The sequence below is a fragment of the Pseudomonas sp. NPDC098740 genome (assembly GCF_044760065.1).
Lineage (GTDB): Bacteria > Pseudomonadota > Gammaproteobacteria > Pseudomonadales > Pseudomonadaceae > Aquipseudomonas > Aquipseudomonas rossensis.
Genome location: NZ_JBIWAM010000011.1, coordinates 84,079 through 98,608 on the forward strand (window position 1 = coordinate 84,079; position 14,530 = coordinate 98,608).

At 60.0% G+C, this 14,530-nt stretch carries 15 protein-coding genes; 1 reads left to right on the forward strand and 14 read right to left on the reverse strand.

Annotation, left to right across the window (positions count from 1 at the left end; translation table 11 throughout):
• Positions 1 to 64 precede the first annotated feature (64 nt).
• The 14 genes from urtA to cbiE form a co-directional block, all read right to left on the reverse strand.
• Positions 65 to 1,330, reverse strand: coding sequence for an urea ABC transporter substrate-binding protein (urtA, locus tag ACIQU2_RS15630; protein ID WP_403142281.1), 1,266 nt, complete (start codon positions 1,328 to 1,330; stop codon positions 65 to 67).
• Positions 1,331 to 1,583: 253 nt separating this feature from the next.
• Complete coding sequence (locus ACIQU2_RS15635) at positions 1,584 to 2,594, reverse strand: iron ABC transporter permease (RefSeq protein WP_347803749.1); 1,011 nt, start codon at positions 2,592 to 2,594, stop codon at positions 1,584 to 1,586.
• A complete protein-coding gene (locus ACIQU2_RS15640; RefSeq protein WP_403142283.1) occupies positions 2,591 to 3,538 on the reverse strand; it encodes an ABC transporter substrate-binding protein in 948 nt (315 codons plus the stop codon). The genes ACIQU2_RS15635 and ACIQU2_RS15640 overlap by 4 nt, the downstream gene beginning before the upstream one ends.
• Positions 3,535 to 4,323, reverse strand: a complete 789-nt coding sequence (locus ACIQU2_RS15645; RefSeq protein WP_403142285.1) for an ABC transporter ATP-binding protein — start codon at positions 4,321 to 4,323, stop codon at positions 3,535 to 3,537. The genes ACIQU2_RS15640 and ACIQU2_RS15645 overlap by 4 nt, the downstream gene beginning before the upstream one ends.
• A gap of 176 nt (positions 4,324 to 4,499) precedes the next feature.
• Positions 4,500 to 5,879 (reverse strand): PepSY-associated TM helix domain-containing protein, encoded by a 1,380-nt coding sequence (locus tag ACIQU2_RS15650; protein WP_403142286.1) that lies wholly within the window; start codon positions 5,877 to 5,879, stop codon positions 4,500 to 4,502.
• 131 nt (positions 5,880 to 6,010) lie between these two features.
• Entirely contained in the window at positions 6,011 to 8,128 is a 2,118-nt protein-coding gene (locus ACIQU2_RS15655) for a TonB-dependent copper receptor (RefSeq protein ID WP_403142287.1), read from the reverse strand.
• Positions 8,129 to 8,318: 190 nt separating this feature from the next.
• Entirely contained in the window at positions 8,319 to 8,768 is a 450-nt protein-coding gene (locus tag ACIQU2_RS15660) for a DUF2946 domain-containing protein (RefSeq protein WP_403142290.1), read from the reverse strand.
• Positions 8,769 to 8,788: 20 nt separating this feature from the next.
• On the reverse strand, positions 8,789 to 9,268 hold the full coding sequence (locus ACIQU2_RS15665) for a copper chaperone PCu(A)C (protein WP_403142292.1): 480 nt from the start codon (positions 9,266 to 9,268) through the stop codon (positions 8,789 to 8,791).
• Between the two features lie 48 nt (positions 9,269 to 9,316).
• Positions 9,317 to 9,715 carry a DUF2946 domain-containing protein gene (locus tag ACIQU2_RS15670; RefSeq protein ID WP_403142294.1) on the reverse strand — a complete coding sequence of 133 codons (399 nt, stop codon included), beginning with the start codon at positions 9,713 to 9,715 and terminating at the stop codon, positions 9,317 to 9,319.
• Between the two features lie 117 nt (positions 9,716 to 9,832).
• Positions 9,833 to 10,156, reverse strand: coding sequence for a DNA-binding protein (locus tag ACIQU2_RS15675; protein ID WP_008153779.1), 324 nt, complete (start codon positions 10,154 to 10,156; stop codon positions 9,833 to 9,835).
• 4 nt (positions 10,157 to 10,160) lie between these two features.
• Positions 10,161 to 10,496, reverse strand: a complete 336-nt coding sequence (locus ACIQU2_RS15680) for a type II toxin-antitoxin system RelE/ParE family toxin (protein WP_347805644.1) — start codon at positions 10,494 to 10,496, stop codon at positions 10,161 to 10,163.
• A 56-nt stretch (positions 10,497 to 10,552) separates the two neighbouring features.
• On the reverse strand, positions 10,553 to 11,278 hold the full coding sequence (locus ACIQU2_RS15685) for a cobalt-precorrin-6A reductase (RefSeq protein ID WP_403142297.1): 726 nt from the start codon (positions 11,276 to 11,278) through the stop codon (positions 10,553 to 10,555).
• On the reverse strand, positions 11,275 to 12,372 hold the full coding sequence (locus ACIQU2_RS15690; protein WP_403142300.1) for a cobalt-precorrin-5B (C(1))-methyltransferase: 1,098 nt from the start codon (positions 12,370 to 12,372) through the stop codon (positions 11,275 to 11,277). The genes ACIQU2_RS15685 and ACIQU2_RS15690 overlap by 4 nt, the downstream gene beginning before the upstream one ends.
• Complete coding sequence (gene cbiE, locus ACIQU2_RS15695) at positions 12,365 to 13,576, reverse strand: precorrin-6y C5,15-methyltransferase (decarboxylating) subunit CbiE (RefSeq protein WP_403142302.1); 1,212 nt, start codon at positions 13,574 to 13,576, stop codon at positions 12,365 to 12,367. Before cbiE ends, ACIQU2_RS15690 begins: the two co-directional genes overlap by 8 nt.
• 249 nt (positions 13,577 to 13,825) lie before the next feature.
• On the opposite strand from cbiE, the gene ACIQU2_RS15700 reads away from it, so the two are divergent.
• Positions 13,826 to 14,479, forward strand: coding sequence for a hypothetical protein (locus ACIQU2_RS15700; RefSeq protein WP_403142304.1), 654 nt, complete (start codon positions 13,826 to 13,828; stop codon positions 14,477 to 14,479).
• Positions 14,480 to 14,530 lie beyond the last annotated feature (51 nt).

Sequence of the window (14,530 nt, forward strand, 5' to 3'; positions counted from 1 at the left end):
AAGCCAGCTCCCACAGGAGTTGTGTCGGTCCTTAGCTGTGTGCTCAGGCCAGACATCCAGTGGCTTAGTTGCTCTTCACCGCATAATCCGGCTTCTTGTCGTTACCCGAAATGAACGGGCTCCACGGCTCGGCACGGATCGGCCCTTCGGTCTGCCACACCACGTTGAACTGACCGTCCGCCTGAATCTCGCCGATCATCACCGGTTTGTGCAGGTGGTGATTGGTCTTGTCCATGGTCAGGGTGTACCCGGACGGCGCGGCAAAGGTCTGGCCGGCGAGGGCTTCGCGGACTTTGTCGACGTCGGTGGACTTGGCTTTCTCAGCCGCTTGCGCCCACATGTGGATGCCCACGTACGTGGCTTCCATCGGGTCGTTGGTCACCGCTTTGTCGGCACCCGGCAGGTTGTGTTTCTTGGCGTAGGCTTTCCAGTCAGTGACGAATTTCTTGTTCGCCGGGTTCTCGACCGATTCGAAGTAATTCCATGCCGCGAGGTTGCCTACCAGCGGTTTGGTGTCGATGCCGCGCAGCTCTTCTTCGCCGACCGAGAACGCCACGACCGGAACGTCAGTGGCTTTCAAACCCTGGTTAGCCAGCTCTTTATAGAACGGCACGTTGGAGTCGCCGTTGACGGTGGAGATGACCGCTGTCTTGCCACCGGCCGAGAATTTCTTGATGTTGGCCACGATGGTTTGATAGTCGCTGTGGCCGAACGGGGTGTAGACCTCTTCGATGTCCTTGTCCGCCACACCTTTGGAGTGCAGGAACGAGCGCAGGATTTTGTTGGTGGTGCGCGGGTAGACGTAGTCGGTGCCCAACAGGAAGTAACGCTTGGCGCTGCCGCCTTCTTCGCTCATCAGGTATTCCACCGCCGGGATCGCTTGCTGGTTCGGCGCGGCGCCGGTGTAGAACACGTTCGGCGACATCTCTTCACCTTCGTATTGCACCGGGTAGAACAGCAGGCCGTTGAGCTCTTCGAACACCGGTAACACCGATTTACGCGACACCGATGTCCAGCAACCGAACACCACCGCCACCTTGTCCTGAGTCAGCAGTTGACGACCCTTTTCGGCGAACAGTGGCCAGTTCGATGCCGGGTCGACGACCACAGGCTCCAGCATCTTGCCGTTGACGCCGCCCTTGGCGTTGATCTCGTCGATGGTCATCAGCGCCATGTCTTTGAGCGACGTTTCGGAGATCGCCATGGTGCCGGACAACGAATGCAGAATACCGACCTTGATGGTCTCGGCGGCCTGGAGGCTCCAGGTCATGCCCATCGCGGCAATGCTTGCCGAAAGTGTGAAAGCCTTGATCAAGCTGCGACGCTTCATTGTGCGATCTCCATGAACTTATGAATTTTCTTGGTGGCAGATGCGGACTACTGAAGGGTCTTTAGCAAGGGCTGTGCCTGGTCGGCAAAAGGCAGGGAAATGTCGTATTAGAGCGGTTGCGCGGTTTTGCGGCGCACCATAAGGGGACGGGGTCGGGGCGGTGGTGCGTCAGGATGCGCCACATCGGGGCGAGGAGTTGGAGCCCGATCACATTTTCTGTAGGAGTACAGGGGATTGTGTAGATCCGGCAGGATTAGCGGCGGCGCATGAGGCCGATGAAGAACAGGCCGCCGATGGCGGCGGTGGCGACGCCGATGGGCAAGTCTTCGGGGGCGATCAGGGTGCGGGCGGCGACATCGACCCACACCAGAAAAACACTGCCCAGCAACACGCACACCGGCAGCAAGCGACGGTGTTCAGCCCCGACCAACCGGCGCGCAATGTGCGGCACCATCAGCCCGACAAACCCGATAGACCCGCTGATCGACACCAACACCCCGGTCATCAGCGACGCAATCAAAAACACCCGCAACCGCACGGTACGAGCGTTGAGCCCGAGGGTCACGGCCGTCTGCTCACCCGCCATCAACGCATTCAGTGGCCGAGCCATTCCCAGCAACAACACCAACCCGAGCAACACGCTGGCCGCCGGTACTGCCAGCAATTCCCAGCGCGCCAACCCGAGCCCACCGAGCATCCAGAACATCACCGCCGAACTCGCGCGGTGATCGCCGAGAAACAGCAGCAGATTGGCGATCGCCATCATCACGAAGGACACCGCCACGCCGCACAGCAGCAGCCGGTCACTGTCCAGCCGCCCGTTGCGGTTGGCGATCATCAGCACGATCAGCATGCTCAGCAACGCGCCGATAAACGCCGCGATCGGCAAGGTCAGCAGGCCAACGATTTCACCGACATGCAGCACCACGATCACGGCACCGAGGGTCGCGCCGGAGGTGACTCCAAGCAAATGCGGGTCGGCCAGCGGATTGCGCGTCACCGCTTGCAGCACCGCCCCGATCAGCGCCAACCCGGCACCCACCAACGCGCCAAGCAACATGCGCGGCACACGAATCAGCCAGACGATGTGTTCCTGCCCGGCGGCCCAGTCCGGCACGCCGAAACCGAAAATCTTGTGCAGCAAAATCCGCCACACCACGTCCACCGGCACCCGCGCCGGACCGAAACCCAGCGACACCACGCACGACACCAGCAACAACGCGCCGAGGGCAACCAGCAACAAGGCGTAACGACGATTGATCATTCGCCGTGGAAACCCTTGGCCAGGGTTTCAACCGCCAGCACATTGTCGATCCCGGGCGTGGCCTGCACATACGGAATCACGATGAAGCGCTGGTTCTTGATCGCGTCCACCGATTGCAGCGCCTGGTTGTTGAGCAGAAATTGCTCTTTCTGTTCGGCGGTGACTTCGCCGTAGTCGACGATGACGATCACCTGCGGATTGCGTTCGACCACGTTCTCCCAGTTGACCCGGGTCCAGCTTGCGTCGACGTCGTCGAGAATATTGCGCCCGCCAGCGGCGTCGATCAGCGCTTGCGGCATACCGAGACGGCCGGAAGTCATGGCGCGGTCTTCACCGCTGTCATAGAGGAACACGCGAGGTTTGTCTGCCGGCAGATCCTTGCGCACTTCGGCGACTTGCGCCTGCATCTGGGCGATCAAGGCGTTGGCGCGATCCTGCACGTCAAAGATTTTGCCGAGGTTGCGCAGGTCGTTGTAAGTGTCTTCCAGACTGGCCGGCGGACGCTTCATCACGAACGCACAGGACTCGGTCAGCTCGTAGACGTTGATGCCCAGCGGCTGCAACGTTTGCGGCGTCAGGTCACCACCCACGCGCATGCCGTAATCCCAGCCGGCGAAGAAAAAATCGACGTTGGCGTTGAGCAGGGTTTCCACCGACGGGTACTTGGCCGCCAGCTCCGGCAAGCCATCAAGGATGGTCTGCATCCGGGGCGTGACCGACTTCCAGCCGGTCACACCGCTATACCCGGCCATGCTGGGTTTCAGGCCGAGGGCGAGCATCATTTGGGTCATGTTGATGTCGTGGCTGACCGCGTGTTTCGGCGCTTGCTGGAAGGTGACTTCGCGGTTGCAGCTCTGCACGGTCAACGGGTAGTGAGTGGCCTCGGCAAATGCTTGGGCATTGCCCAGCAACAGAGCGGCGCAAAGCAGGGAACGCAAAGTCATGGTTGGGTTATCCAGGTAATTCGTGGGTAGCCGTGCAAGGGATGTTCATCGATCAGCGCTTCGACGCCGAACACGTCGCGCAGCAGTGGTGCGGTCAGGACTTCTTTGGGTGTGCCGCTGTCGACGATGCGGCCGTGGTTGATCACGTACAACCGATCGCAGAAAGCGGCTGCGAGGTTGAGGTCGTGAATGCTCGCCAGGGTGCCGATCTTCAGGCGTTTGACCAGTTGCAGCAGTTCGAGCTGATAGCGCGGGTCGAGGTGATTGGTCGGCTCGTCGAGGATCAGCATTTGCGGTTGCTGAGCCAGGGCGCGGGCAAGGATCACGCGCTGTTTTTCACCGCCGGAGAGGGTGGCGAAGGCATGATCCTCGAAGCCTTTGAGGCCGACTGATTCGAGGGCCTGGGTCGCGAGATTTCTGTCTTCGAGGGTATCGCCGTCGAACAGACCTTTGTGCGGTGTGCGGCCCATGGCGACGACTTCGTCGACGGTGAGGCCGAAGGCGTCGGGGAATTCCTGCAGGACCACGGCGATGCGTTGCGCGCACCAGCGTGAGGATTGCTTCCAGACGTTGTGGTGGTCGAGCTTGACCTCGCCGCGCTCGGGTTTGCTGAAACGCCAGGCACAGCGCAGCAGGCTGGTTTTGCCGCTGCCGTTGGGGCCGATCAGACCGACGAACTCACCGGGGAGCACGTGCAAGGTTGCATCCCGCAGTTGGAACTGGTGATGGCAATGGCCGTGGCCCAGGGGTGTCCAGGCGAGGTTTGTGAGATTCAGCGAGGTCATGCATTTACTCTGAAATATTCGGTGTTGCTGATGACGCTTTCGCGAGCAGGCTCGCTCCCACAGTTGATCGCATTTCAATGTGGGAGCGAGCTTGCTCGCGATGAGGCCCCTGTAGCCGACCGGGAGATAAGCGCGGGAAGTCTACAGATCCCTCTAAATCGCGCATCTCGCCTGTTTCATGATGAAGGTGAGGCCGATTCAGTTTGCCGATTGAATCGCGACAGCAGCACCCGATCCAGCAGCCAGACCACCACCAGCGAAGCGCCCACCAACGGAAACGCCACCGCCAGACCGAACATGATGACCATTGCGGTTTTCCATTTCGGCAGGTCGTGGCGCAGCGGCGGAGCACCGAATTTTCCTTGTGGACGGCGCTTCCACCAGATCACCACGCCGCTGACGGCGCTGAGCAGAATCATCAGGCAGATCAGCAGCACGATGATCTGATTGAACACACCGAACATCTTGCCTTCGTGCAGCATCACGCCGATTTCCGTCGCACGGGCGACGGTGCCGTATTGTGCGTAGCGCACGTCGGCGAGGACGTCGCCGGTGTACTGATCCACATGCAGCGTGGCGTCGTTGCGCGGGTCGTCGGCGAACACGGCGATGGTGAACACGCCAGTCGCCGTGGTCGGCAAGGTGATGCTGTAGCCCGGTTCGACCTGGCGTTGCACGGCGATGTTCTGCACGTCCTGCAAGCTGATGGTCGGCGCGGCGGGGCCAGCTTGTGCGCTACCGTGGGCCATGTGTTCGGCGTGGTCGCCGGACATCGGCATCGGTGTGTTTTCCATCGCCCAAGGCACGGTCTGGCGGGTGGCGGTGTTGAGGCTGCGGGCCTCGACATCGGACTTGGGCACGTCATCCCACATCGCTGCCGGAAAGACATTCCACACTTCGGCGTATTGCTTGCCCCAGAACCCGGTCCAGGTCATGCCGCTGAGCAGCATCACCAGCAGCAACGACGCGCCCCAGAACCCGGTCACCGCGTGCAGGTCACGCCAAAGCACTCGACCGCGACTGCTCAAGCGTGGCCACAGGATGCCGGCCGCCTGGCCACGCGGCCACCACAGAAAGACGCCGGAGACCACTAACACCACGCCCCAACCGGCGGCCAGTTCGATCAGTCGATCACCGACGGTGCCGATCATCAATTCGCCATGAATCGCTCGCGCAACGGCTTGCAGATTCTTTTTGGCGTCTTGCTCGCCGAGGATGTCAGCGTGATAGGGATCGACGAATACGTTGAGCTCGTTACCGCCATTGAGCACGACAAATTGCGCGCTGCGTTCGGCGTTGACCGGTGGCAAATACTGCTTGATCGTGGCTTGTGGATAAGCCTCTTTCACCCGCTTGAGCAGGTCATCGGCCGGGACGCTGTGATGCCCGGCCGGGACATTCAGCAGGCTGCCGTACATCAACGGGTCGAGTTGCGGCTTGAACAGGTAAATGATGCCGGTCAGGGCCAGCATCACCATGAAAGGCGCGACGAACAGACCGGCATAGAAATGCCAGCGCCAGGCCAGGTTGTAGAAATTCACTTTGGGCTGTTTCATCGGTTGTGCTCCGCTTTGGCGATTCAATTGTCTTGGAAAGATCGCAGCCTCGTTTCACTCGACAGCTCCTACAGGGGGTACGTGTTCCAATGTAGGAGCTGGCGTAGCCTGCGATCTTTTGACTTTTCTTGTTAGAAACTCATGTCCACTTTGGTCCAGAGCGTGCGCCCCGGTTCTTTTATCGCTTGCGGGTCATTGGCCGGGTAGCCGAAACCGGCGTTGCCGGCCAGGTTCAAATGCTCGGCATACGCCTTGCCGAAGAGGTTGTCGACGCCGGTGCTGACCTTCCAGTTTTTGTTAATCCGGTAGGCGCCATTGAGCGAGAACACGCCAAAACCCGAGGTCCTGTCGAAGTCCTTGCCAACGACGTTGCCCTTGTTCTGGTCGATGCGGTTTTGCGCCGCGACCACCCGCCACAAGGCACCGGCGCTCCAGTTGTCTTCGCTGTAGGTCAGGCCGAAACGTGCGTCCAGCGGCGGCATTTGCGGCAGTGCGTTGCCGTCGCTTCTGTTTTTGCCCCAGGCGTAGGCCAGGGTCGCATCGGCTTTCCAATGGCTGGTCAGCTTGTAGGCCGCACCCAATTCGCCGCCCATGATCCGCGCGTCGATGTTCTGTGCTTGCGAGGTCATGCCCATCATTGTTGGCGTGTAGTTGAACAGGATGTAGTCGCGCACCTGTCCGACGTAGCCCGAGGCCCAGGCTTCGAGGTCTTCGGTCTTGTATTGCAGGCCGAAGTCGAGCTGGGTGGTTTTTTCAGGCTTGATCGAGTCGAAGGCATTCACCGAGCCGGCGGGGCCGGACTTGGGTGAAAACAGCTCCCAGTAATCCGGGAAACGCTGGGTGTGACCGAGACCGGCATACAACGTGGTCGGGCTGTCCGCCAGATCATGCTCGTAACGGACGAAGCCGCTTGGCAGGGTGTCGGCGCGGGTGTCGTCGGCGGTCGGGTTAGGGCGCGCCATCATCCCGGAGCCAGTGGTCTGCCGGAAATCCTTGGCCGAAGCGCGGTCCAGTCGCGCGCCGGTAATCAGCCGGTCACGGTCGGCGGCGTACCAGGTCAATTCGCTGAACACACCGTAGTTGTGGAAGTCGGCGTCCTTGTTGCGCGGCAATTCCTTGTAGACGTCGATGCCCATGGCGCTGCGTTGGCGATGTTCGCTGGTCTGCGCATCGATGCCGCTGATCAACTGCACATCGGCCCAGCGCCAGGTGGCTTTGATCCGTGCGCCGAGGGTTCGACGGTCGACGTTGGAGGCCATGGGACCTGCCATCATTCCGGTGCCGGACGGCGTGCGCAGGGTGTAGTTGTCCATCACGTGGTCGGCGTAGTTGTAGTAGATCTGCGCCTCGACCTTATCCAGCACATCGCCGATGTTCGACTTCTCGAACCGCAGGCCCAGGCTTTCGCGCTTGAACTGCGAACCGTCCATGCCGCGCCCGGCGTAACGGGCTTCGCCATCGCCCTTGCCGGCGGTCAGTTCCAGCAGGGTGTCAGCGTCCGGGGTCCAGCCAACCGCCACATCGCCGTTCCATTTGTCATAGCGCGACGGCACGGTGTCGTTGTTGCCGTCCTGGTAGTCGTCGGCATGCGCGGTGTTGCCGATCACTCGCACGTAACCCAATGGCCCGCCGGCAGCAGCGTCCACCACTTTGTCGAAACGGCCGTTGGAGCCAGCCAGCACGCTGGCGTTCACCCGCGTGCCGAGTTCGCCGAAGCTTTCCGGCTCACGGTCGAAGAGGATGGTCCCGGCCGACGCGCCCGGTCCCCAGAGCACGGTTTGCGGGCCTTTGATCACGGTGAGTTTGTCGTAGGTTTCCGGCGAGATGTACGAGGTCGGTGCGTCCATTCGGCCGGGGCAGGCGCCGAGCAACTGGCCGCCGTTGGTGAGGATGTTCAGCCGCGAGCCGAACATGCCGCGCAGCACCGGGTCGCCGTTGGTGCCGCCGTTGCGCACCAGGGCGAAGCCGGGGATGGTTTTCAGGTAATCGCCACCGTCGCTGGCCGGCACCGGTTGGCGCGGGTCCTTGGGGTTGGTGACGATGGTCAGCGGCGAACTCGGCGCGATGGCGGTGATCACCGTCGGGCTCAGTTCTTCACTGTGACCGGCGTGTTCATCGGCCAGCACCATGGGTGTCAGCAGTGCACCGCAAAGGAAGGCGGTGGCGTGCCTGAAACGAATATTGGATTCGTTCGGGGCAAAAGAAGCTTGGGCAGCGCTCAAGCGTGTGTCAGCAGAAAACCTGGGCATGACAATTTCCATCGAACAGTCGTAAACGACACGGCCGGCAGCCTGCGCAATCCATGTGGGAGGGAGCTTGCTCGCGATGAGGGAGGGGCAGCCAACATCAATGTTGAATGACCCATCGCGATCGCGAGCAAGCTCGCTCCCACAGGTAGCTTTGGCTGTCTTCGGACTGTGTGAGGTCGGAGGTGGGTGTTTACGCGGCGATGGGTGGGGCGCGGGTGCGGGCGCCGGGGAAGAAGGTTTGCCGGGCGTGGCCCAGGCGAGGGGAAGGTGTGGTGAAGGTGGTGGCTGTTGGCGTGTCGAATGCGACGAAGGACTGGCCGCCGGTCAGCGCCGGGCAACTGAACAGCAGGCTGCAATAGCCGCATTTTTCCCAGAGCGCGTGATGTGAGGCTTTTGGCGGGCAGTGTTCGGCGGTGGTTTGCGCGCTGTGGTCGGCGTGCTCCATCGTCGACATGTCCATGCTCATGTCCATCGACATGCTCATGGTCATCGAGGAGGCGCGTTGATCCATCGGAATCGACTGAGAAATCAGCGGGCCGATAAAGATCATCAACATGGCGAACAGGCTGATCCAGCTACCGCGCGTCAGGCTTAACGGCTGACGACGGTGTGCGGATGACCTGGCGCTAAGCAGGCGCATGGCGTTTTTTGCTCAGTCGCTTACTGGGCGTGGACGTGCATCTGCATGCCTTCCGGCGGCTTCTTCTGCACCGAGACGTCGACCGTCACGTCACCGGACTTCTCGAAATGCATCGTCAGCGGGAAGCGTTTGCCGTCGCTCAGCAGGCTGCGGTCTTTCAGGTTTACCAGCATCACGTGGTAGGCCATCGGCGCAAAAGTGACGTTGCCACCGGCAGGAATGTCGACGCTCGGCACCTGCTGCATTTTCATCAGGTCGTTTTGCATTACGTGCTCGTGCAACTGGGCTTCGCCTGCAATCGGCGAGTCGACGCTGAGCAGTCGGTCGGCCGTTTTACCGTTGTTGTGAATCACGAAATACGCCGCGACCGTTGGCGCGTTTGGCGGCAACTCTTGCGACCACGGATGCGCGATTTCCAGCTCCCCGGCCTTGTATTCGTGGGCATTGGCAAAACAGGCAGGCAGCAGCAACACAGCCAGGACGATGAGTTTGTTCAACATGGCAGTTCTCCAGAACGATTCAAAACGCAGGTCAATTGCGAGAAGGAATCACACCAGAGGGGAAGCGCGGGGGTTGAGGTTCGGCCATTGCTGGCGCGGTGTCGGTGTATCGAGAGACGCACGAGGCAGGCTTCGATTGGCCTCGAAACGCGCGAAATACAGTTGCGGCACATGCCCGGGTAACGCCACCAGTGGCGCGGAACCTGAGCAGCACCAGCAATGTTGCATGTTGGAGTGATCGTCACTCTGCGGGGTTTTCTGTTCGATATCGCCCAGGGAAATCGCCACCATCTTGGTGCCGCTGGACGAACAGAAACTGCCCCACAACAACTGCTCGGCAGGCGATTTCGCCGTCTGCGCCATCGCTCCCGTCATCGGCATGGCGAGCATGTTGAACAGCACTGCGAAGCAGGCGATCCAGGCAAATGCGAGCCGTTGTCGGGACATGGGACAAATCCGGTTGGGTGGGCGATCAGGCGCGGCTATTTAGCCTGATCAGGGCCGATAAGTAAAAAAGCGGTGTGCGGTGTGGTGTCGCAGTTAAAACTGTTTGTTTCTACGCCATCAGTGCGCACGTACCACATGTACTTCCATATCGACTCCAAGCGTAGCGCGAATGACGGCGAATATCGCAGCCAGGTTGTCCATGCTTGGGTTGCCCTTGGCAGACAACATTCGATGGAGACTTTTGCTAGGTTTTGCTGTTTCTTTCGCCAATTCTTCGAAACCTACGGTAGCGTTGACTAGGTCACGCAAAATGATCCTGGCCATTTCAGGTTCACCATTAAGAAACAGAGTAGCAGCCTCATCCAACAACGCCTGGGCGAACTCGGGGTCACGTTGGGCACGCTCGGCAATGGTGTGTTTGTAGCTTCGGGTGAGCGCCATGACTTTATCTCCGGGGTCGTTCGGCTTTTTTGCGGGTTCGAAATTCAGCTATCAGTATTTTTGCCTTTTTAATGTCGGCTTTCTGAGTGGACTTATCGCCTCCACCAAAAAGGATGATCAGGCGTTTCCCTTCTTGCACAAGATAGATTCTGTAGCCCGGCCCCCAATTTATTCGGTATTCGCCGAGACCTTCGAACCACTTGATGTTGGAGCTATGGCCTAGCTCTAGCCGGACCAATGCGTTGGATACCTTAAGCGCTGCCTGAGCATTTAAGGTGGAAAACCAGCGCCCAAAGGGGCTTGTATCGTTTTCCTGCAAGTATTCTTCGAGTGTGATCACAGGCGGCCCTGAAGGTAACAAATAGGTTACTGTTCATGCAAGCCGATGATCCTGCCTTACTGAGCAAAGGTCGCCAACGCATCAAGTGTTTCTTCAAGCGTCACAAACTCCCGATCAACCCCCGGCAACACCGGTCGCTGCAAAACAAGCACCGGCACCCCACGCTCCCGTGCCACTTCCAGCTTCGGCTCGGTCGCGGTGCTGCCGCTGTTCTTGCTGATCAGCACATCAATCTGCCGACGTTCAAACAGCGCACGTTCATCCTCGATCAGAAACGGCCCACGCGCGCCAATCACTTCGCAGCGTTCGTTGCCGGGGTAAACGTCCAGTGCACGCAAGGTCCAGAATTGCTCTGGCGGGATTTCATGCAGATGTTGCAATGGTTCGCGGCCGAGGGTGAACAGCGGACGCCGGAACGGTTTCAGCGCTTCGATCAGCTCGGCCCAGTCGCTGACTTCGCGCCAGTCATCCCCGGCCTGTGGTTGCCAGGCCGGGCGCCTTAACGCCCAGCATGCAACACCGCTCAACCGCGCAGCGGTGGCGGCGTTCTGGCTGATTTGTGCAGCGTAGGGGTGGGTGGCGTCCAGCAGCAGTTCGATCCTTTCATCCCGAATGAACTGCGCCAGCCCTTCGGCACCGCCGTAACCGCCCACGCGAACCTGACAGGTCAGATCTGTCGGCACACGCCCCACGCCGGCCAGGCTATAGATGTGTTCCGGCCCGAGGGACCGGGCGATGGCCAAGGCTTCTGTCACGCCACCCAGCAACAACACGCGCTTCATTGAAAAGCTCCCGCATGGCCGACAATCCCGCCCTGGCGATCGATGGCAAATACTTCAATCTGAACCTGTGTCGGCACCACGCTGCGGGCAAAGTCCAGCGCGTGCTGACACACCGCATCACCCAGGGCGATCCCGGCAGCGCTGGCCATTGCCAAGGCTTGCTGGCTGGTATTGGCCTCGAGAATCCCTTGCTGCAACGCCTCATCGGCACCAATCACCGCCGCCCACTCGGCCAGTTGCGGCAGGTCGATGCTCGAATGCCGGCTGTGCAAATCCATGTGCCCGGCCGCCAGTTTACTGATCTTGCCGAAGCCGCCGCACAGGCTGAGTTTATCCACAGGCACTTTGCGCAGATGTTTGAGCACTGCGCCGACGAAGTCGCCCATTTCGATCAGGGCGATTTCCGGCAAGTCGTAGACCCGGCGCATGGTGTCTTCACTGGCATTGCCGGTGCATGCGGCGATGTGTAGGTAGCCGTTGGTTTTTGCCACGTCGATGCCCTGATGGATCGAGGCAATGTAGGCCGCGCAGGAAAACGGCCGGACGATGCCGCTGGTGCCGAGAATCGACAAACCGCCGAGAATCCCCAGGCGCGGGTTCATGGTTTTCAAGGCTAGCGCTTCACCGCCTTCGACGTTCAGCGTGACGTCGAAACCGCCGCGGTAATCGAGTTCCTCGGCCAGCAGGGTCAAGTGATCGGTGATCATCTTGCGTGGCACCGGGTTGATCGCGGGTTCACCGACGCCCAGCACCAGCCCCGGCCGGGTCACCGTGCCGACACCGCGACCGGCATTGAAGCGAATACCCGGTCGGGCATTCAGGCGCACGTGGGAGTAGAGCAGGGCGCCGTGGGTCACGTCCGGGTCGTCCCCGGCGTCCTTGATGGTTCCGGCCTCGGCGCCGTCATCCATCAACCGACAGAACTCCAGGCGCATCTGCACGTGCTTGCCCTTGGGCAGGACGATGTCAACCGCGTCCGAATGCGTGCCTTCCAACAACAAACGTGCAGCCGCAAGGCTGGTGGCGGTGGCGCAGCTGCCGGTGGTCAGGCCACTGCGCAGCGGTGCGGGTTGTTCGGCGGTTTCGTCACGCATCGAAAGGCTTCGTCACTTCCAGCAAGGTAATCGGCAACGCTTGACGCCAGGTATCGAAGTCTCCCAACGGTTGCGCCTGAGCGATATGAATGCGCGTCAGCTCGCCGCCGTGCTGCTCGCGCCAGGCCATCAAGGTCATTTCACTTTGCAACGTGACCGCGTTGGCGATCAGTCGACCGCCGGGTTTGAGTTGTGCCCAGCAGGTTTCGAGCACGCCCTCGCGGGTGACGCCGCCGCCGATGAAAATCGCATCCGGACGCTCGAGCCCGGCCAAGGCTTGCGGTGCACTGCCGCGAATCAGTTGCAGGCCGGGCACGCCGAGAGCATCGCGGTTGTGTTCGATTAGTAACTGTCGGCCTTCATCGGCTTCGATGGCTAATGCGCGGCAACTCGGATGGGCGCGCATCCACTCGATGCCGATCGAACCGCTGCCGGCGCCGACGTCCCACAAGAGTTCACCGGGAATCGGAGCGAGACGCGCGAGCGTGATGGCGCGCACGTCGCGCTTGGTCAGTTGCCCGTCGTGCTTGAAGGCTGAGTCCGGCAGGCCGGCCAATCGGGAGAGGCGCGGCGTGTTGGGTTCAGCGATGCACTCGATGGCGATCAGGTTCAGGTCGGCGATCACAGGATTGTTCCAGTCATTGGCGACACCCTCGATGCGTCGTTCGGCGGCACCGCCCAGATGTTCCAGCACGGTGAGGCGACTCGCCCCGAAACCGCGCTCACGCAATAACGTCGCGATGGCGGCCGGACTCCTGCCGTCGTTGCTCAACACCAGCAAGCGAACACCACTGAACAACTGCGCATTGAGTGCGGCGATGGGCCGCGCAACCACTGAAAGCGTGACCACCTCCTGCAACGGCCAGCCCATTCGCGCCGCCGCCAGCGAGCAAGAGGAGGGCGCCGGCAGTATCAGCGTTTCATCACCGGACAGCTGCCGGGCCAGGCTTGCGCCTACACCGAAGAACATCGGATCGCCGCTGGCCAGCACACAGACAGGTTCGCCACGCAACGCCAAAACCGGTTCAAGGGAGAAAGGACTCGGCCACTGCTGCCGCTCGCCACGGATGCAGGCCGGCAGCAAATCCAGTTGTCGCTGGCCGCCAATGATCCGCGAAGCGCGCAGCAGGGCGTGTCGGGCATTTTTGCCCAGGCCCTTGAAGCCGTCTTCGCCGATTCCCACTACTGTCAGCCAGGAGGCCATGTTGTTCCTCAATCCAATGGTCATGTTCAAAGGCGGCATGATAGCGCGGCTTCTGTCATCTGACGCGGATCTATGGCCGGGACAGGAGAGCTCCGAGTTGCAGACACTTAATGTTGAGGAAAAATTGTTTGTTGGAATGATAGTTTTGGTAGTTTTGTTTTTATTTTGGTTGCGCAATCTTATGCGTGTTAAATGTTCGGCCAATAGTTGGTGTTGGCTGCGACAATATCAAGGATGAAATAAACTTATATGGATAACGGTTTAGCTAAAGGTGTCATCGAACGTGATGCGCTGATGATAAATAATGTGCTGCTGACGGGCGTTGCCGGCCAGACTATTGCCGACAATGATTTTGTCAAAAACTGCATTTTTCTGGCCCAGCATGGCGCGGATAAAGTCGCGAAGAGCGAGACGCAGCCGGGGCCTTGGTTCGATCATTACGCCGGTATGTTTTGGTCAATGGATTGGAAGCTCGCCGAGCCGGTCGAGTACATCAAGCCGCAGTTCTCGGGCAGTTTGAAACAGGCTTGGTTGAATGTGGCGCGTCCCTACCTCACGAGCGCTCAAATAGCACAGGTTGAAGCAGTACTTGGAAAGCTGGAGCGTGACGCCAAGTTGCTGACGAAATTTGCGGGCTTAAGTGGGAAAATATTCGGATTCAATATCGTGCCGGTCAGTTATAAGCCCAACGGAGATCTGGAAATGGTGGTTAGTCATGTCAGGTTGATCAAGTCGGGCATCTCTACACCCTACCTGTTCTGGACAATAGACCAGAGTCTTTCTCAATTGGATATCCGGATTCGGCGGTTGGAGATCAAGCGTCGGGACATGGACGCCATTCGACAAAACGTGGAAGAAGACGTTGTAGCCCTGGCGCTCAAGTCCATCGAGTACGCACTCTGATTCCACTCAGGCTGAAGCCTTCTTTTGCTTGATTGATACTTCGACAGCGTT

What these genes read in the sequence shown, in the direction of transcription:
- ACIQU2_RS15635 (WP_347803749.1), bottom strand. Translation starts at nt 2,594, where the DNA reads ATGATCAATCGTCGTTACGCCTTGTTGCTGGTTGCCCTCGGCGCGTTG.
- ACIQU2_RS15675 (WP_008153779.1), bottom strand. Translation starts at nt 10,156, where the DNA reads ATGGCGCTCACCCGAAGCTACAAACACACCATTGCCGAGCGTGCCCAA.
- ACIQU2_RS15660 (WP_403142290.1), bottom strand. Translation starts at nt 8,768, where the DNA reads ATGCGCCTGCTTAGCGCCAGGTCATCCGCACACCGTCGTCAGCCGTTA.
- urtA (WP_403142281.1), bottom strand. Translation starts at nt 1,330, where the DNA reads ATGAAGCGTCGCAGCTTGATCAAGGCTTTCACACTTTCGGCAAGCATT.
- ACIQU2_RS15640 (WP_403142283.1), bottom strand. Translation starts at nt 3,538, where the DNA reads ATGACTTTGCGTTCCCTGCTTTGCGCCGCTCTGTTGCTGGGCAATGCC.
- ACIQU2_RS15650 (WP_403142286.1), bottom strand. Translation starts at nt 5,879, where the DNA reads ATGAAACAGCCCAAAGTGAATTTCTACAACCTGGCCTGGCGCTGGCAT.
- ACIQU2_RS15645 (WP_403142285.1), bottom strand. Translation starts at nt 4,323, where the DNA reads ATGACCTCGCTGAATCTCACAAACCTCGCCTGGACACCCCTGGGCCAC.
- ACIQU2_RS15690 (WP_403142300.1), bottom strand. Translation starts at nt 12,372, where the DNA reads ATGCGTGACGAAACCGCCGAACAACCCGCACCGCTGCGCAGTGGCCTG.
- ACIQU2_RS15685 (WP_403142297.1), bottom strand. Translation starts at nt 11,278, where the DNA reads ATGAAGCGCGTGTTGTTGCTGGGTGGCGTGACAGAAGCCTTGGCCATC.
- ACIQU2_RS15670 (WP_403142294.1), bottom strand. Translation starts at nt 9,715, where the DNA reads ATGTCCCGACAACGGCTCGCATTTGCCTGGATCGCCTGCTTCGCAGTG.
- ACIQU2_RS15700 (WP_403142304.1), top strand. Translation starts at nt 13,826, where the DNA reads ATGGATAACGGTTTAGCTAAAGGTGTCATCGAACGTGATGCGCTGATG.
- ACIQU2_RS15665 (WP_403142292.1), bottom strand. Translation starts at nt 9,268, where the DNA reads ATGTTGAACAAACTCATCGTCCTGGCTGTGTTGCTGCTGCCTGCCTGT.
- cbiE (WP_403142302.1), bottom strand. Translation starts at nt 13,576, where the DNA reads ATGGCCTCCTGGCTGACAGTAGTGGGAATCGGCGAAGACGGCTTCAAG.
- ACIQU2_RS15655 (WP_403142287.1), bottom strand. Translation starts at nt 8,128, where the DNA reads ATGCCCAGGTTTTCTGCTGACACACGCTTGAGCGCTGCCCAAGCTTCT.